Below are 17,472 nucleotides of genomic sequence, written 5' to 3' on the forward strand. Positions count from 1 at the left end.
GGAAAATTTGTCAATATTGCTCACGCAAGGAGACAAAGATGCGACTGACCAAGATAAGCGATATTCGCCGGGCGGAGCTGAGGCGGGCTGCATTCGAAGTTCTTCAGCGTGAGGGAATGGCGGGTGCCACGCTTGAAAGGGTGGCGGCACAGGCAGGCGCCTCGAAAGGCATCGTGCTGCATTATTTCGCCAACAAGCAGGAACTATTCGAGCACGCGATGCGCGAAGCCAATGTGAAGCTGAAGGAGGCCGTGGTGGCGCGCCTCAATCGGGCGGTCAGTCCGCGTGAGCGGCTCGATGCGATTATCGAGGCGAATTTCGACGAGAGCTTCTTTCAGCCCTCGATCTGCCACGCCTGGCTGTCGCTTTGCGCCGAGGTTCCGCGCGAGCCGCAGCTCGCCAGGATCCAGAAGGTGATCCATGCGCGGATGCGCTCCAATCTTTTGTCGGCTTTGGTGCATCTCGTGCCGAGGCAAGACTGCGCAACTGTCGCGCTTGGGATCACTTCGCTTATCGACGGCCTCTGGTTGCGCTCAGGATTGCAGTCCGGTGGTTTGACGCGCGACGAGGCAATGGAGCAGATGCGGGATTACCTGTCTCACAGGTTACCGCAGGCAAAAGCTGACAATCCGTAGGGAACCAGTACGCGCGCTTCGCATTATTCCACCATGAAGAAAACGACGCGCAAACCCTTGAACCGGATGACGATTTTCGTCATTTCGATTTTCACTCTCGCAGCTGTGATCGCGGCGGTCTATCTGGTTGGGTTCACGCCCGGCGAAGTGTAAGCCAGCGCAGTCAATTGCCGGTGGGAACGGTCTTGCCCTTGCGGCGCTCCAGCGCAACGGTCAGCTTGGCAACGGCAAACCGGAGGCTGCGCATGAGGAAACGGCTGGTTTCCAGAAAAGTGCGGTAGGGCAGCACGGTGAAGTAGCGCCAGCGGGGCAGACGGTATATCCGCAGATTGTTCTGGATCTGGCTTTCCCCGTCCGCATCCTGCGTGGCGCAGAGTGGGTAAATGAAGGCTGCCTTCAGGCCGGCGAGATATTCCAGGTCGAAGGCAATATCGTAGGCAAGCCGCATGGGGATCAGCTTCGAGATCCATTTGCCGGCACGGCGGTTGACGAGATATGCGCCCGAACCCTTTTCCCGCGTCAACGCAATTGCGAGTGAGCGTCCGCTAACGAGCTTGCGGAACGGAAACTTGCGACCGTTGCTGACCGTGGTCAGCCGAAGCAGATCCCAGTCGCTCCCGTTCACTATCGCCTCGTCGATCGCTTCCAGGAAATCCTTTTCGAAGACGACATCGTCTTCAAGAATGAGCGCGATATCGGCATCGCTGCCCATGAACCTGTTGGCACAGGCGACATGGCTGAGATAGCAGCCGATTTCCGGCGGCGAGGTGCGGCGGCCATGCATGAGCATGTAGGAAAGCTCGCTGAATTCCGGGATAGGATAATTCAGTTCACGGCCATTGACGCCCGGGACCCGCTCTGCCTTCAGCCCGATGGCGTCGAGGCGTGCGTTCATGTCCTCGAGGCGCTTGGTGGCGCTGTCCATATTGATCAGGAAAACGGCAAGCTTGCGCCCGCTTTTCGGTAAAATATGCAAAGCAGTCCTCGCCCGGTTTCTGCACCCTGTTGCAACTCCTTTATTGCAACGGCGTGACGGGGGCTATGGAAAAAACTGCATTCGCACACTCATAGTTGTCGAATCAAACCTTTTCCACAAATCCATCCAGCACACGCTTTTGTCCGGCGCGGTCAAAATCGATGGTCAGTTTGTTACCCTCGATGGCGGAGATGTTGCCATTGCCGAATTTGATATGGAAAACGCGGTCTCCGACCACGAATTTCGACGGTGTGTCGGCAACCGATTTGGCCACCAGTTCGCCGTCGATCGTGCGGGCGCGGGGGCCGCTTTCGCCATAACCAATCCTCTCGACCGCATGGCCGGAGCGTGTGCCCCAGTTATCGCGGGTCGCGTCGGACTTGTTGGCCTGGGCACGTTTCCAGCCGGGGGTGGAGTAGTTGTTGGCGAAGGGCTCCGCCTTGTCGAAACGGGACTGGCCATAACCGCCGCGTCCGCCGTAACCACCGTAATTGCTGTCGGATGCCGCGACATCCACGTGCGCTGGCGGCAGTTCATCGAGAAAACGCGAGGGCAGGGTGGATTGCCACAGACCATGGATACGCCGGTTCGATACGAACCAGATATGGCATAGCTTCTTGGCGCGGGTGATGCCGACGTAGGCTAGACGACGTTCTTCCTCCAGACCGGAGCGGCCGCCTTCGTCCAGCGCCCGCTGGTGCGGGAACAGACCTTCTTCCCAACCGGGAAGGAAAACGGTGTCGAATTCCAGCCCCTTGGCGGAATGCAGCGTCATGATGGAGACGGCATCGAGATTTTCGTTCTGCTCGGCATCCATGACGAGCGCGACATGCTCGAGGAAACCGCGGAGGCTCTCGAAGGCCTCCATCGAGCGGATGAGTTCCTTCAGGTTTTCCAGCCGACCGGGCGCTTCCGCCGTCTTGTCGGCCTGCCACATGGCAGTATAGCCGCTTTCGTCCAGGATCTGCTCGGCAAGCGTGGTGTGTTCGGTGTTTTCCAGAAGCCCCTGCCAGCGGCGGAAATCCTGCACCACGTCGAACAGCGCCTTGCGCGCCTTCGGTTTCAGCTCGTCGGTCTCGATGATGTCGGTCGCTGCCGCCAGCATCGGAATGTCGCGGGCGCGGGCGTAATCATGCAGATTGCGGATGGTCGTGTCGCCTAGGCCGCGCTTGGGGGTGTTGACGATGCGCTCGAAGGCCAGATCGTCGGCCGGCTGGCAGACAAGGCGGAAATAGGCCATGGCATCGCGGATTTCGAGACGCTCGTAGAAGCGCGGACCGCCGATGACGCGGTAATTGAGGCCAAGCGTGACGAAACGGTCTTCGAACTCGCGCATCTGGAAGGAGGCGCGAACGAGAATGGCCATGTCGTTCAGCTTGTGGTTCTTGCGCTGAAGCTGCTCGATTTCTTCACCGACGGCGCGGGCTTCCTCTTCGGAATCCCAGGCCGCATGCACCACGACCTTCTCATCGTCGGGGCTGCTGCGCTCGGTGAACAGGGTCTTGCCGAGACGCCCTTCATTATGGGCGATCAGATGGCCGGCGGTGCCTAGAATATGCTCGGTGGAGCGGTAGTTACGCTCCAGCTTGATGACCTTGGCACCGGGAAAATCCTTGTCGAAGCGCAGGATGTTGTCCACTTCGGCGCCGCGCCAGCCATAGATCGACTGGTCATCGTCGCCGACGCAGCAGACGTTTTGCGGCTCGCCTTTGGGGCGCTGGGCAAGAAGCCTGAGCCACATATATTGCGCCGTATTGGTGTCCTGATACTCGTCCACCAGAATGTAGCGGAATTTCTGGTGGTACTCCTTCAGAATATCGGGATTGCGGCGGAAGATGCTGATGGGGTGCAGCAGAAGATCGCCGAAATCGCAGGCGTTCAGCGTTTTCAGTCGGTTCTGATAGGCCGTGTAAAGTTCGCGGCCCTTGCCATTGGCAAAGGCACGGGAATCGCCCTCGGGAATATCCGGCGGTGTCAGTCCCTTGTTCTTCCAGCCGTCAATCATGCCGGCGAATTGTTTGGCCGGCCAGCGCTTGTCATCAAGACCTTCGGCCTGGATAAGCTGTTTGATCAGCCGCACCACATCGTCGGTGTCGAGAATGGTGAAATCAGACTTCAGGCCGATGAGTTCGGCATGGCGACGCAAGAGCTTGACACCGATGGAGTGGAAGGTGCCGAGCCAGGGCATGCCCTCAACCGCGCCGCCGACCAGAACGCCAATACGTTCCTTCATCTCGCGGGCGGCCTTGTTGGTGAAGGTCACGGCCAGAATCTGGCTGGGATAGGCGCGTCCGGTCGCCAGAATATGGGCGATGCGGGTGGTCAGAACGCGGGTCTTGCCGGTGCCGGCGCCCGCAAGCACCAGAACAGCGCCGTCCAGTGTCTCCACGGCCTCGCGCTGCTCCGGGTTGAGGCCGGAAAGATAGTCGGGCGTGGGCCGGGCCTGATCGCGTGCCGCCATGGCGCGCGCGGCAATGCCAAGCCCGCCGGCGTTGCCTGCATCGGCATTGTTCGTCGCCTTGCGCGGCGCCTCAGGTTCTTCGTCGAAGAACGGCATATCGTCAAAACTGTTGCTCATGCGGCCCAATGTAGTGATTCGGGATATAAAGGCTAGAACCGTGTTCTGCTTTTATTCCGGTATCATCCGTCAAAACGCCTATTCCAAGACGTTTTTTTCGTCTCAGGCCCGCCTGTCGGCATCAAAAGCCGCGTCCACCGGCAATTGCAGCGCCACGGCCAGTTGGTTGGTCTTGGCGGCAAGGGCGATGACGCGCATGAGATCGGCATGCTGTTCGCCCGTCATGCCCTTGGCTTTTGCAGCCGCGGTATGGGAGTGGGCGCAGTAGGAGCAGCCATTGGTGACGGAAACGGCGATATAAAGCATTTCCTTCACCAGCGGATCGAGCGCTGAAGGTGTGGCCATCACCGCCTTGACCTCGGCCCAGGTCTTTTCCAGAAGATCGGGGTCGAAGGCGAGGTAGAGCCACATATTGTTGATGAAATCCGATTTCCGCGTTGTGCGGATATCGTCGAACACAGCCTTGACGCGCGGGTTGGCTTCGGCATTTTCGGCTTTCGTTACGGTGCTCATGCATTCCTCCGGTCATGGCTATTTCAGCTGCAGATTACCGGATTGGTGAATGTTTGCGACAGAAATGGCCGTCAGTGCGCTTTCGACGACAATTCATCACAAATTACAATTATGTAAGGAACGGATTTGTGCGTTGCCTTCGTTAACGCATGCGGGAATACTTCTACCGTTCCGAAAAGCTCTTTTCGGGGCGGGTTTATGCTGTGCGGATAATCGGAGAATTGTATGCGGGTGTGGAAACAGGTGGGTGTCTGTCTTGCTGTGGCGGGAGCAGGACTCTGTCTTTGGGGGTTTTATTCACCCGAAGCGCGGAATCTGCTCGCGGGTATCGGCATCGGCAAAACACCTGTTGGCGCGGTCGAGGTTGCCGCATCCGGTGCCAGAACACCCGGTTCGTCATCCGGACAGAATGCCGGCGCCGCACGCCGCGATGGCAATGCGACCCTGGTGGCGATGGCTCCGGTCAAGCAGGGCACGGTCAATGACAGGCTGAACGCCATCGGCAGTGGCGAGGCCATCCAGTCGGTTGTCGTCATGCCGCAGACATCAGGCACGCTTTCGGAAATCCGCATTTCATCCGGCGCCCGCGTCGTAAAGGGGCAGGTGCTCGCGCGGCTCGATGACGAGGAGCAGGTGATCGAGCGGGACAAGGCGCAGGTTGCTCTACGCAGCGCCGTCGAAAAATCGAGTTCCTACAGTAACCTGAAATCCGTATCCCGCCTTGATGTGCTGGATGCGCAGATTGCCGAGGAAGCCGCCAAGCTTGCACTGAGCACCGCCGAGCTGAACCTCAGGCGCCGCGACATCGTCGCACCGATTGAGGGTGTTGTCGGGATCGTGGCCGCCAATATCGGTGACAATGTCACCACGCAATCAACGATCGTCGGCATTGATGACCGTTCTCAAATTCTGGTCAATTTCTGGGCGCCGGAACGGTTCGTAACTGCAATTACCGTCGGAATGCCTGTAGAGGCCACCTCGATTTCACGCCCCGGCGAGACGTTCAAAGGTGAGGTCGAGGCCGTCGACAACCGTGTCGACGCCGCAAGCCGTACCATCCGCATCCGGGCACGGTTTGCTAACGACAAGGATGAGCTTCGGGCCGGTATGTCCTTCGGCGTCACCATGCGTTTTGCCGGAGAGACCTATGCATCCGTCGATCCGCTGGCCGTGCAGTGGGATGCCGAAGGTTCCTATGTCTGGCGCGTGACCGACAATAAATCGGCCAAGGTGCGGGTGCAGATCGTGCAGCGTAACCCCGACGCCGTTCTCGTGAAAGCGGAACTGGCGGAAGGCGATCAGGTCGTGACCGAAGGATTGCAGCGGGTGCGGGAGGGTGGTGCCGTCCGTGTCGCAAGCCAGCCGAAGCCCGAGGAGGTTGCCAGCCAATGACGACTCAGTCGCCTTCGGGTCAGGATTCCAAGCTCGCCTTCACCGCACTGTTCGTTCGCCGGCCCATTCTGGCAGCGGTTCTCAATACGTTGCTTGTGGTTGCCGGCCTTGCCGCGCTGGTTGGCGTTGAGGTGCGCGAGTTGCCGGATGTGGACCGGCCGTCCATCAGCGTCAGGACGACTTATGAAGGTGCGGCGCCCGAAACCATCGATCAGGAAGTGACGCAGACCATCGAGGGGGCTGTTGCGCGCGTCAGCGGCGTCAAATCCATCTCCTCCAATTCGCAATTCGGCACCAGCCGCGTAACGATGGAATTCGGCGACAATGTCGATATGGCCGTCGCCGCAAACGATGTGCGCGATGCCATTGGCCGCGTAACCAACCAGTTGCCTGATGATGCTGACGAGCCGCAGATCATCAAGGCGGATTCCGACAGCCAGCCGATCATGCGTCTTGCCGTCACTTCGTCCACGCTCAGCATGGAAGATCTGACCAAGCTGGTGGATGACGAGGTCATCGACCGCCTTGCCGCCGTCGACGGCGTGGCGGATGTGGAGCTTTACGGCGATCAGGAAAAAGTCTTCCGCGTCGATCTCAATCAGGCCGCACTTGCCAGCCGTGGTCTGACGGTGACGGATATTTCGACCGCGCTGGCCAGTGCCGCGCTGGATGTGCCGGCGGGATCGCTGAAAAGTTCGACGCAGGACATCGTCGTGCGCGCGACCGCGAGCCTCACGAAGCCTGAGGATTTTTCCAACCTTCTGATCAAGGACAATATCCGCCTGCGCGATGTGGCAACCGTGATGCTGGGTGCGGATGACGAATCCACCTCGCTGCGGTCCAATGGTGTGCAGGGCGTGGGTCTGGGCGTCATCCGGCAGGCGCAGTCCAATACGCTCAATATCTCCACCGGCGTGAAGGCTGCCGTCGAGGCCATGTCGGCCAACCTGCCGCAGGGTACGCGCATCGTGGTGACCAGTGACGACGCCGTCTTCATCGAAGGCGCGTTGCACGAGGTGGAACTGGCGCTTGGTCTTTCCGCGCTGATCGTGGTTGTGGTGCTCTACCTGTTCCTGCGTGACTGGCGGGCAACCCTCATTCCGGCGATCACCATGCCGGTGGCTTTGATCGGCACGATCATCGCCATCTACATGGTCGGATTCTCGATTAACATCCTTACGCTGCTCGCCATCGTTCTGGCGACGGGTCTGGTGGTCGATGATGCGATCGTGGTGCTGGAAAATATCGTACGCCGCCGTGCGGAGGGCATGGGGCCGCGCGCTGCCGCTGTTCTCGGCACGCAGGAAGTGTTCTTCGCGGTGATTGCGACGACGGCGACACTTGCCGCAGTGTTCATTCCGCTCTCCTTCCTTCCGGGCCAGCTGGGTGGCCTTTTCCGTGAATTCGGTTTCGTTCTCGCCTTCGCTGTCGGTCTTTCCTCCATCGTGGCCCTGACGCTTTGTCCGATGCTCGCTTCGCGGATGCTGAAAGACGGATTGAAGGAACCCACGGGACCGCTGGCGTGGTTCGGCAATGTCTTTGCCTCCACCTACAAGAAGACGCTTTCCGCCTGCCTCAACAACCCGCTCATCGTCATCATCGTTGCGCTCGTCTTTTCGGGCCTGTCTTGGATTGCCTTCGGCATGATCCAGAACGAACTGACGCCGCGCGAGGACCGCGCCTCGGTGATGATGCGTGTGACGGCGCCGCAGGGTGTCAGCCTCGACTATACGCGCGACCAGTTGCAGCGGATCGAAGAAAATCTCCAGCCGCTGCGCGACAGTGGCGAAATCCGCAATATTTACTCCATCACCGGTATGAACGGTTCCTCCAACACCGGTTTTCTGGTGCTGACGCTGGCGCCGTGGGCTGATCGCGACCGCACGCAGAACCAGATTGCCGCCGACGTTACCGCTGCCGCCAACAAGGTGCCGGCGCTGCGCGGCAACGCCATGCAGCCGAACAGCCTGCGCATTCGCGGTGCGGGCAACGGCCTGCAGATGGCAATGGTCGGCAGCAATTATCAGGCACTGACAGCTGCAACGCAGAAACTACTGCTTTCCATGGAGGAAAGCGGCCTGTTCGAAACGCCGCGTTTGGACAACGAGCCCAACCAGGCGCAGCTATCCGTTTCCATCGACCGTGAGCGCGCCTCCGATCTCGGCATTGATATCACCGGCCTGTCACGCGCCATGCAATCGCTGCTGGAAGGACGTTCGGTTGTCGACGTCTTCGTGGATGGGGATGCAATCCCGGTCCGGCTGCTGTCCTCCACCCGGCCGATCAACGACCCGACCGATCTCGAAAACGTCTTCCTGAAAACGGGTGACGGCAAGATCGTGCCGATGTCGGTCATTGCCACCCTGAAGGAAAATGCGGTGGCGCCGCAGCTGAACCGCGAGCAGCAGCTTCCCTCCGTCGGCTTTACCGCCAATCTCAAGGACGGCGTTTCGCTCGGTCAGGCTTTGGAAAAGGTGAACGAGCTCTCACAATCCCTCCTGCCGCCCGGCGCCCGCCTTCTGCCGCTCGGCGAGGCGGCGACGCTTGAGGAGAATTCGAGCGGCATGCTGCTGACCTTCGGTTTCGCCATCGCCATCATCTTCCTTGTCCTGGCCGCGCAGTTCGAAAGTGTCCTGAGTTCGATCATCATCATGTCGACGGTGCCGCTCGGTCTTGCCTGCGCCGTCATCGCGCTGCTCGTCACCGGATCGAGCCTCAACGTTTATAGCCAGATCGGGCTTGTGCTTCTGGTGGGCGTGATGGCGAAGAACGGCATTCTCATCGTGGAATTCGCCAACCATCTGCGTGACCAGGGCGCCACCGTGCGCGAAGCCATCGAAAAAGCCACCAGCATCCGCCTGCGCCCGGTGATGATGACAATGATCGCGACCATTTTGGGCGGCGTGCCGCTGGTGCTGGCGCAGGGAGCAGGGGCGGAAGCACGCATCGCGCTGGGCTGGGTTATCGTTGGCGGTCTGGGTTTTGCGACGCTGGTGACGCTTTACATCACCCCGGTCTCCTACCTGCTGATTGCCCGTTTCGCCAAACCGCAAGCCGATGAGGAAATCCGCCTCCACCGCGAACTGGAACTTGCCGCGCGTCGGAAGGCGCTTGAGGAGGACAAGCAGCTGCTTGCGGCGGAATAAACGGTCCTCGCCAAATGTGTCCCGCGCAATCGCGATGCTGGACAAAGCCTTAACCTTATCCCATACCACCCAACGGAATTTCGTAACGGATCGAGTCCGTTACGGCGGTATCTTGCGGTGGAGATGGACGATGGCGCTGAAAGATGTAGTCGCGGGAAAACGCAACGAGGAAGGCATCGCGTCGGTGCTTGCAGCGCTGAAGCGGCAGCTGGGTGACAAGCTCCAGACTGGGCAGGCGTTTCGCGAGCAGCATGGCCATACCACCACCTATCTGACCTTGCAGGCGCCTGATGGTGTCGTCTTTGCCGAAAACGCAGATGATGTGAAAGCTGTGGTGAAAGCCTGCGCGCTCTATAAGGTGCCGGTCATTCCTTTCGGTACGGGGTCGTCGCTTGAAGGGCAGGTCAATGCGCCTGATGGCGGAATCTGCATCGATTTCAGCCGGATGAATCGCATCATTGAGGTAAACGCCGAAGATCTTGACGTGACGGTGGAGCCGGGTGTGACGCGCGAGGACCTTAACGTCTATCTGCGTGATACCGGCCTGTTCTTTCCGATCGATCCGGGTGCCAATGCCTCTATCGGCGGCATGGCCTCCACGCGAGCCTCCGGCACCAATGCCGTGCGTTACGGCACGATGAAGGACAATGTGCTGGCCGTTACCGCCGTTGTTGCCAATGGTGAGGAAATCCGCACTGCTCGCCGTGCCCGCAAGTCGTCGGCCGGTTACGATCTGACGCGGCTTTTCGTCGGCGCCGAGGGCACGCTTGGGGTTCTGACCTCGGTTACGCTGCGGTTGCAGGGTATCCCGGAAAAGATCGCCGGTGGCGTCTGCACCTTCGACAGTATTCAGGCGGCCTGTGATGCCGTTATCATGACGATCCAGATGGGTGTTCCGGTTGCGCGCATCGAACTGCTTGATGAAGTGCAGGTGCGGGCCTGCAATGCCTATTCCGGCCTGAACTACGCGGAAAAACCGACGCTGTTCGTGGAGTTCCACGGCACCGAAGAGACGGCGGCCCTTCAATCGCAGCAATTTGCAGAGATCGCGGCGGAATGCGGTAGCGTCGATTTCCGCTGGACCAGCGATGCGGCCGAGCGCAACAAGCTGTGGAAGGCCCGGCATGACGCTTATTGGGCCTCGCGGGCGCTCGCGCCGCATCTCGACGGTTTGTCCACCGATGTCTGCGTGCCGATTTCGCGGCTGGCGGACTGCGTGGTGGAAACGCAGCTGGATATCAAGGAAAACGGCTTTCTGGCGCCGATCGTCGGTCATGCCGGCGACGGCAATTTCCATGTACTCATCCTGTTCGATGGCAAGGATGCCGAAAGTGTCGCCAAAACCGAAGCTTTCGTTGCGCGTCTCAATCGCCGGGCCATCGCCATGGACGGCACCTGCACCGGAGAACACGGCATCGGCCAGGGCAAGATGAGTTTTCTGGCCGAAGAGGCGGGAAATGCGCTGGATGTTATGCGCGCCATCAAAACGTCGCTCGACCCCGATAACATCTTCAATCCAGGCAAACTGTTCCGTCTTGTCTGATCATTCTCACAATTGATTGGTACAAAACGCTGCTTGCCGTTAAGGCAAATAAGAATAGGTTTGCAGCGTTCGCGAAGGGAGAAGCAGTTCAGTGCTCGGGCGTATTCTGGTTTTTCTGGGCGGACTGCTGGCCGTGGTGCTGTTTTCAGCGCTGCTCATTCCCTATTTCGTTGACTGGACCGATTTCCGCCGCGATTTCGAAGATCAGGCAAGCCGCATTCTGGGCAAGAAGGTGGTGGTGCACGGTCGCGTCGAAGCCCGGCTTCTCCCTTTCCCTTCGGTGACGCTGCATGACGTGCGCGCCGGAACGGATGCGGACGGATCGCCGCTCATTCAGGTGGCGCGTTTTTCCATGGATGCCGAGCTGGCGCCTTTCCTTTCCGGTGAAGCGCGTATCTTCGACATGCGCATCGAGGAACCCAAGGCCAAGATCCGGCTTTTGAAAGACGGCACTCTGGACTGGATGCGCGGCAGCCGGGCGGAAATTCCAGCCCGCACCGTGGTTCTGGAAAGTGTGCAGATCGAAGGCGGGCAGATCGAATTCATCGACGAGCAATCCGGCCGCAACCGTGTTGTGACGGGTCTTAACGCCGACATGTCCGCCAATTCGCTGGCCGGACCATGGAAGGCGGAAGGGCGCGCTGCCGTTGACGGGCATCCAGGCTCGTTCTCGCTGTCCAGCAGTGAGCCGGATTACGCCAATGGGCGCATGGGCCTGCGGATTCGCGTGGTGCCGGATGAACATCCGGTCGAGGTCGATCTGGACGGTGCGATTGCCGCGACTGCGGGAAAGCCCGCCTATAGCGGTTCCTTCGCCTTCAGTTTCCGTGAAGACCAAAAACAGAAGCAGCAGGCCGGGCAATCGCTGTTCTCGTCGCCGCGCACCCGCGGCAGCTTCGAACTGACGAATGAAAGCGTGCGCATACCGAGCTACCGCATGGAGCTCGGCGGCAACGAAAATCCTTACGTCGTGACCGGCGAGGCAACGCTGGATACCGGGGCCAAGCCGGAATTCCTGCTGACGGCGGATGGCCAGCAGATTGACGTCAATCGTTTCGCACCGCCCGTCGTGCAGACCGGCAAGACCTCGCGCCAGCCCACCGCCTCCGTGCGCCAGCGCATCGAGGCATTTGCCGCCATGGTCGCCCGCATTCCGGTTCCGCCGGTGCCGGGCAAGGCCAGCATCAGCCTACCGGCGCTGGTTTCCGACGACACGACCATTCGTGACATCCGGCTGGACGTGCGCCCTGATGGCAGCGGCTGGCAGGTGGTTAACGCCGTGGCAACGCTGCCCGGCAGGACGCAGCTGGAAGCCAAAGGTTCCCTGACGCTGCTGGATGGTCCCGCTTTCAACGGCAATCTGCTCGTTGCCTCCAACCAGCCATCCGGGCTGGCAAACTGGCTTTCCGGTTCTGTCGATCCGGCGATCCGCCAGCTCAATGCCGCCGGTTTTTCCGCCGACGTCTCGTTGACGACGCTGAACCAGCGTTTCGACAATCTCGAGCTTGCCATTGGCGATGCCTCTCTGAAGGGGAAGCTGGAACGGCGCTCTGACGGCAAGGCCTCCAATCTTTCGATCGATCTTGCCGGTAACGAGATCGATCTCGACGCCCTGAAGGCGCTTGGCAGCCTGGCGCTCGGCGATCAGGTCGGAAGTTCTGTTCTCGACCATCGCATCGACGCCAAGTTCAAGGCCGACCGGTTCAACATGGCCGGTGTGACTGCAAATCATGTGGAAACCGCCTTCACCATGGCGGGCGGCGTTCTCTCGCTTGAAAAGATGACGGCTGGCGATATCGCCGGTGCCGAAGTCAAGGCGAAAGGGCAGTTGCAGGGGTCGTTGCTGAAATATGCGGGCAAGGGCACGGTGAACCTGCATGCGACGGACATGCAGCCGTTCTTCGCTATGCTGCAGCAGAAATTGCCTGGTCATCCGTTCCTCAGCCGTCTGGCGGCGAGTTCGCCGTGGTACGCCAATTCCGACCTTGCCATGGATGTTTCGGTCAACAGCGAAAATGGCGGCGCCAATGTCGCCGTTTCCGGCACAGTCAACGGCAGCCGTCTGTCGGCCGTGGCCAAGATGCCGGATTTCCTGTCCATCACCGATGATACAGCGATGTCGCTGGAAGGGGTTTTGAAAAACCAGTCGACGGCGATCCTGTTCGGGCAGGCAGGGCTTGATCCTCTGCCGTTCGATGCCGACGGGGAAGGGCTGCTTTCCGTCAAGCTCAACGGCACGCTCGGTTCTCCCGTCCAGACCGATATCCGTTTCTCGACGGAGCGCACGCATTTCTCGATGATCGGATCCTTTGCCGTTGCCGCCGCCAATTTCGGCGAGGGTAGTGCGGATCTGGCGCTCGAAAGCGCTGATATAGAGCCCTATCTCATCATGAACGCGGTTGGCCTGCCGCAGCTTGGTGGTGGCATGGCGCTGAAGGCGAACGGAAAAATGGCGGTGGATGCGCAGAAGATTGCGTTTTCCGCCCTCGGCGGGCAGGCGGGCGGCAACCCCTTCTCGGGCAGTCTGGCGTTCCAGCGCGCGGCTCCCCATTCCGTCACCGGTGATCTTGCCCTTCGAACCGTCGATCTTGCCTGGCTCGGAGATGCGATCTACGGACCGGTGATCGACCCGGAGACGGGCACGCTCAACGCCAAGCCGCTGGCCATGCCGGCTTTCCCGCAACTCAAGGCCTCGCTGTCGCTGAAAGCGGAAAGTTTCGAGGCCGGTCCCTTCGGTACGGTCACGGGTCTGTCGACCAAGGTCACGCATGATGATGGCAATCTCGCGCTTGATGATATCGCCGGCACCTTCATGGGCGGAAAGCTGACCGGGCGGCTTGCCATGTCCACAGGCGAGGGAGCGGGCATTTTCCGCACCAAGATTGCGGTGAACGACGCCAATCCCGAGTCGATATTGTGGGCGAATGCCAACGGCCCGGTCGCGACGGGCCGGGTGGCGATCGATCTGACCGCCGAATCGACGGGCAAAAGCGTTGGTGAAATTTTGAAATCGGCAGGTGGCTCGGGGGAAGTGCGCGCCAGCGGGCTTGTGCTAAAAGGGCTTAATCCCGGCGCCTTTCCGCCGATCCTGCAGGCGGCGGAAGGCTTGCAGCAGCCGATCGACGCGCCAAAGGTTCGGCCGCTGGTGGATCAGAGCCTGTGGCAGGGCGAAATACCGCTCGGCAACGTAGCCCTGCCATTCACCCTGAATGGCGGCGCGCTGCACTTCCAGAATTTGCGCGCCGGGATCGATCCGGTGACGCTTACCGGAGAAGCGACGGTCGATATTGCAGCATCGACCGTGAATGGCGATCTCGATCTTATCTTCAATCCCGGCACCGAAGTGGTTGCTGGCGCCGAACCGTCGCTGCGTCTCAACTATAACGGTCCGCTCGCCGCACCGGCTTTGACGACTGATGTTTCGGCGCTCGGCAATTATCTGTCACTCCGGGCTTTTGAAAAGGAACGCCGTCGCGTCGAGGCCATGCAGGCCAGCGTTCTTGAAAAGCAGCGCCTGCGTCGTGAAACGGCGCTTTATCGTTCTCAGGCGGCTGAACGTCAGGCTGAAAAGGAACGGGTGGAGGCGGAAGCCAAGGCCAAGGCCGAAGAGGAGGCGCGCCTTAAGGCGGCGGCAGAGGAGCGTCTGCGGCAGGAAAAGGAACAGCAGGAGCGGTTGCAGCAACAGCAGCAACAGCAGCAACAGCAACAGCAGCAGCAACCTGTTCCCGAGCGGCAATCAACGCCGGCTCTGACGGTGCCTCCAACGGAAGATGCGATCAGGCAACTGGCGCCCGAAAACGCTCCGGCCAATCCGTAAGTTTGCCGCGACGACGGCGCGTTTTGGGGAGAGGTTAGAGCCCGTGTCTCAGGGCGAATTTTGACGCGGTCCGGACAGCTGCCGCTTCGACCACTTTGCCAAAATTATCCGTTAGCCTGTTAAATCCAGGCTTCACGCTCGCCGAAGGGCGTGTCGGCATCAAAATTCTTGGTACCGATCCTGCTGCTTTCCCCCGACAGGCTGGGCTTGTCCGCGCTGTTGCTTGAGGAAGCCGATTTGTCGGAGCTGTTTTCGAGTGCCTCGAGCTGCGCTTGCAGCGATGCAATAGTACTCTTCAGTTCTTCCTGTGCTTTCGCTTCGGAGGTCTGGGCGAGTTCTGACTGCTTTTCGGCAATCTGCGATTTCAGTTCGGCAACGCTTGAAGACGAGGTGGATGAAGAGGAGAGGACGGAAACAGCGATGCTCGTTCCCGAAACGGCGGAAACCATGGGTCGCCTCGTGGCGTGCGGATGGAAAGGAAAAGCTTGAAATACAAATCTGGAAGCAAGGCTACGCAGTACTGAAGCGCCTTGCAGTACAAATTAGCGCGCTAATGTTTAATGAATGCTTTCACGACATTATGAGTTTTCGGCAAGAATGTTTGTAGTCGGAGAATGGCTGGATATGAGCCGGCGCATATGCGCGCCGCTGCAGTGTCATCTTTCGATGCCACCTTGCAGCAAGCTCACTTGCTCTTCAGCCAATTCAGTACATGGACCCGAAGGGATGAGGACAGATTGCTGTCGGCTGGCCGGTTGTCGTCTATTTCCGCAAGCAGGGCGGCGAAACTGATCTTGCGCTTTTCGGCGATGATTTTAAGCTCGTCCCAGAAGGCATCCTCGAGTGAAATGCTGGTGCGGTGGCCGTGCAATGTCGTGGAGTGCTTGCGGATCATCAGATCAATCTCTCCGGCTGGTCCGGTTGGGAATCTGAATCATGTCGTGCCTGCAAGCCTCTGTTTAGCGGTGTTTTTTCCGGTCTTCCGAAAGCTTGCCCGGGCAGGCCGGCTCTTCAATCCCTGTCGGTCCTGTCGTCGTCCTTTTCAAGCCGCCCCTGATCGAGCGCCTTTTCGGCTTTTTCGTTTAGGGCCGATGTGAGGTTTTTTTCCGCCTTGGTGCGACCGAAATACAGGCGGTTCTGATCCGCCTGAATTTCTTTTTCGCTACGGGCTTTCTGCTTCCGGAACTGACGCAGATTGACGATATCGGCGGCCATGCGGATATGTCTCCTTGAGCTTCGCGCGGTCGGGCAAAAAGCCGTTATTGCTTCTTGCGGAAGGCATCCAGAGAAACGACAGAGCCTTCCTTCTTTTCCTCACCGGACTTGGGCGTCTCGGACGTTGTAGCCGGCTTTGCCTCATGGGAAACGGGATAGGCGGTGATTTCGGCCTCTTCCAGCTCTTCCTCGTCTGCCAGGGGCACATCGAACTCAAGCTCGAAATTGACGGAGGGATCGTAGAAACCTCTGATGGCGTTATAGGGAACAACCAGCTTTTCCGGCGTATCCGAGAAGGAGAGGCCGATTTCAAAGCCGATCTCCGTCACCTTCAGGTCCCAGAACTGATGCTGGATGACGATGGTCATCTGCTCGGCATATTTGGACTTGAGGTGCTGCGAAATCCGCACACCGGGCGCGCCGGTCAGAAATGTTATGAAGAAATGGTGGTCGCCGGGCAGGCGGCCGGTTGCGGCCACTTCACCCAAAACTTTGCGAATAACGCCGCGAAGGGCATCCTGTGCGAGAATGTCGTAACGGATATGATCCTGCCCCATGCGGTCCTGTCTTTCCCTTATTCGAACGTCTTTTAAAGCGCTGCGCACCAAGTGCGCCAAGGACGCTGTAACACTTTGAATCTTTGCGTAATCCGCAAGCCGGGATCAATTTCGATCCTGGCGGCTACGCATTACCCAAGTATACGCAATGTCCTGAACGGCAGCAACGGAAAAGCCGATGCTGTGTGCAAGTCAGCTATCATATAACCAATTCAGGCAAAATGGAGAAGGTGGAGGTTTCTGTTGCCAGGTACCTCCGAACCCCGCCTCACGGGGCTAACCGTGAGGACTTTAGAGCGGAATTCCCGCACCGCCATTAGGCAGCGAGAGCGTATTCCTTAGCGTTGTTGTCATTTGCAACTACACTTGTGACCCGATAACGGCGGTATCATGCCGAGCAAAAGTTCGATCTTTACGCCCTTGTCGATCCTATTTCGCCCCCATCAAAAGCCGGCCTTCATCTTCAAAAGCCGCCGGTTTTTGGTGGAGGCGCCGGGTACCGCCCCCGGGTCCAATAGGTTTATTACACCGACCGTTTATCGCCATAGCCGGGTTGCCCCGGCAAGGTTCATATAGGCGTTTCCCTTGGCCGAGAAAAGGGGCCGATGACAATTCCATGAAAAGATTTCGTGTTTGCCGCCCACAATTTAGACAATTCTTGACGACGAGGGATTGCTGACACATTCTCCCTACAACCGGTCACCACAAGCAACACCGGGCCGGGGACACACGAAGGAGTGGACATGACTGACTATCTCGCAGATGTGAAGAAATACGACGCAGCAGCCGACGAAGCGATTGTCGGCAAGATCGTCAAACATCTCGGCATTGCCCTGCGCAACCGGGATTCATCGCTGGTGTCCGCTTCCGATCCGGAAGAGCTTGCACGTGTGAAGGCGAACTGGTGCGGCAAGAAGCTCGGCGTGACCGATGACAGCGCCGACAAGGCGATCGATGCAACCGCCAAGGCCATGGCCGCAGACCGCTCCAAGTCGCGTGTGACCTTTTATTATCTGGTGGCCAAGGAACTGGGCAAACTCCAGTCGCTCTGATTTTTTCGCGGGGATAAGCGACCCGCTGGTGATTGGTTCTGTCGCCCT

General features: G+C 59.3%; 13 protein-coding genes and 1 other RNA gene. 6 read left to right on the forward strand and 8 right to left on the reverse strand.

Translation table 11 applies throughout. The features are described 5' to 3' along the window. Positions 1–38: 38 nt before the first annotated feature. Entirely contained in the window at positions 39–635 is a 597-nt protein-coding gene (gene betI / locus FB593_RS14530; protein ID WP_111790711.1) for a choline-responsive transcriptional repressor BetI, read from the forward strand. A gap of 163 nt (positions 636–798) precedes the next feature. Here the strand turns inward: betI and FB593_RS14535 are convergent, their stop codons facing one another. The 3 genes from FB593_RS14535 to FB593_RS14545 form a co-directional block, all read right to left on the reverse strand. Next, positions 799–1,611, reverse strand: coding sequence for a glycosyltransferase family 25 protein (locus tag FB593_RS14535; protein WP_145166704.1), 813 nt, complete (start codon positions 1,609–1,611; stop codon positions 799–801). Positions 1,612–1,714: 103 nt separating this feature from the next. Next, positions 1,715–4,189, reverse strand: coding sequence for an ATP-dependent helicase (locus tag FB593_RS14540; protein WP_025594016.1), 2,475 nt, complete (start codon positions 4,187–4,189; stop codon positions 1,715–1,717). Between the two features lie 102 nt (positions 4,190–4,291). Next, a complete protein-coding gene (locus tag FB593_RS14545) occupies positions 4,292–4,702 on the reverse strand; it encodes a carboxymuconolactone decarboxylase family protein (protein ID WP_112290531.1) in 411 nt (136 codons plus the stop codon). 225 nt (positions 4,703–4,927) lie between these two features. On the opposite strand from FB593_RS14545, the gene FB593_RS14550 reads away from it, so the two are divergent. From FB593_RS14550 to FB593_RS14565, 4 genes are all read left to right on the forward strand, one after another. Continuing rightward, the gene (locus FB593_RS14550) at positions 4,928–6,094 is read left to right on the forward strand and encodes an efflux RND transporter periplasmic adaptor subunit (protein WP_065659206.1); all 1,167 of its coding nucleotides are present in this window, start codon (positions 4,928–4,930) and stop codon (positions 6,092–6,094) included. Further along, positions 6,091–9,240 carry an efflux RND transporter permease subunit gene (locus FB593_RS14555; RefSeq protein WP_003513144.1) on the forward strand — a complete coding sequence of 1,050 codons (3,150 nt, stop codon included), beginning with the start codon at positions 6,091–6,093 and terminating at the stop codon, positions 9,238–9,240. Before FB593_RS14550 ends, FB593_RS14555 begins: the two co-directional genes overlap by 4 nt. Positions 9,241–9,370: 130 nt before the next feature. Then, positions 9,371–10,783: an FAD-binding oxidoreductase gene (locus FB593_RS14560; RefSeq protein ID WP_145166705.1), complete on the forward strand. Its 1,413-nt coding sequence runs from the start codon at positions 9,371–9,373 to the stop codon at positions 10,781–10,783. Between the two features lie 91 nt (positions 10,784–10,874). Next, entirely contained in the window at positions 10,875–14,600 is a 3,726-nt protein-coding gene (locus FB593_RS14565; RefSeq protein WP_145166706.1) for an AsmA-like C-terminal region-containing protein, read from the forward strand. Positions 14,601–14,719: 119 nt separating this feature from the next. Here the strand turns inward: FB593_RS14565 and FB593_RS14570 are convergent, their stop codons facing one another. From FB593_RS14570 to ssrA, 5 genes are all read right to left on the reverse strand, one after another. Next, on the reverse strand, positions 14,720–15,049 hold the full coding sequence (locus tag FB593_RS14570) for a hypothetical protein (RefSeq protein WP_019565311.1): 330 nt from the start codon (positions 15,047–15,049) through the stop codon (positions 14,720–14,722). Between the two features lie 236 nt (positions 15,050–15,285). Then, on the reverse strand, positions 15,286–15,495 hold the full coding sequence (locus FB593_RS14575) for a ribbon-helix-helix domain-containing protein (protein ID WP_013636481.1): 210 nt from the start codon (positions 15,493–15,495) through the stop codon (positions 15,286–15,288). A gap of 116 nt (positions 15,496–15,611) precedes the next feature. Beyond that, positions 15,612–15,815, reverse strand: a complete 204-nt coding sequence (locus tag FB593_RS14580) for a DUF4169 family protein (RefSeq protein WP_113556370.1) — start codon at positions 15,813–15,815, stop codon at positions 15,612–15,614. A gap of 44 nt (positions 15,816–15,859) precedes the next feature. After that, positions 15,860–16,372, reverse strand: coding sequence for an SspB family protein (locus FB593_RS14585; protein ID WP_003513127.1), 513 nt, complete (start codon positions 16,370–16,372; stop codon positions 15,860–15,862). Positions 16,373–16,601: 229 nt separating this feature from the next. Then, positions 16,602–16,974: a transfer-messenger RNA gene (gene ssrA, locus FB593_RS14590) on the reverse strand. Between the two features lie 141 nt (positions 16,975–17,115). Between ssrA and FB593_RS14595 the strand changes: the two genes are divergently transcribed. Further along, positions 17,116–17,424 (forward strand): DUF2853 family protein, encoded by a 309-nt coding sequence (locus FB593_RS14595; protein ID WP_003513125.1) that lies wholly within the window; start codon positions 17,116–17,118, stop codon positions 17,422–17,424. The last annotated feature ends 48 nt before the right edge of the window (positions 17,425–17,472 follow it).

This window comes from Rhizobium sp. SJZ105, assembly GCF_007828365.1.
Classification (GTDB): Bacteria; Pseudomonadota; Alphaproteobacteria; order Rhizobiales; family Rhizobiaceae; genus Agrobacterium; species Agrobacterium tumefaciens.

What these genes read in the sequence shown, in the direction of transcription:
- betI (WP_111790711.1), top strand. Translation starts at nt 39, where the DNA reads ATGCGACTGACCAAGATAAGCGATATTCGCCGGGCGGAGCTGAGGCGG.
- FB593_RS14540 (WP_025594016.1), bottom strand. Translation starts at nt 4,189, where the DNA reads ATGAGCAACAGTTTTGACGATATGCCGTTCTTCGACGAAGAACCTGAG.
- FB593_RS14545 (WP_112290531.1), bottom strand. Translation starts at nt 4,702, where the DNA reads ATGAGCACCGTAACGAAAGCCGAAAATGCCGAAGCCAACCCGCGCGTC.
- FB593_RS14550 (WP_065659206.1), top strand. Translation starts at nt 4,928, where the DNA reads ATGCGGGTGTGGAAACAGGTGGGTGTCTGTCTTGCTGTGGCGGGAGCA.
- FB593_RS14555 (WP_003513144.1), top strand. Translation starts at nt 6,091, where the DNA reads ATGACGACTCAGTCGCCTTCGGGTCAGGATTCCAAGCTCGCCTTCACC.
- FB593_RS14560 (WP_145166705.1), top strand. Translation starts at nt 9,371, where the DNA reads ATGGCGCTGAAAGATGTAGTCGCGGGAAAACGCAACGAGGAAGGCATC.
- FB593_RS14570 (WP_019565311.1), bottom strand. Translation starts at nt 15,049, where the DNA reads ATGGTTTCCGCCGTTTCGGGAACGAGCATCGCTGTTTCCGTCCTCTCC.
- FB593_RS14575 (WP_013636481.1), bottom strand. Translation starts at nt 15,495, where the DNA reads ATGATCCGCAAGCACTCCACGACATTGCACGGCCACCGCACCAGCATT.
- FB593_RS14580 (WP_113556370.1), bottom strand. Translation starts at nt 15,815, where the DNA reads ATGGCCGCCGATATCGTCAATCTGCGTCAGTTCCGGAAGCAGAAAGCC.
- FB593_RS14585 (WP_003513127.1), bottom strand. Translation starts at nt 16,372, where the DNA reads ATGGGGCAGGATCATATCCGTTACGACATTCTCGCACAGGATGCCCTT.
- FB593_RS14595 (WP_003513125.1), top strand. Translation starts at nt 17,116, where the DNA reads ATGACTGACTATCTCGCAGATGTGAAGAAATACGACGCAGCAGCCGAC.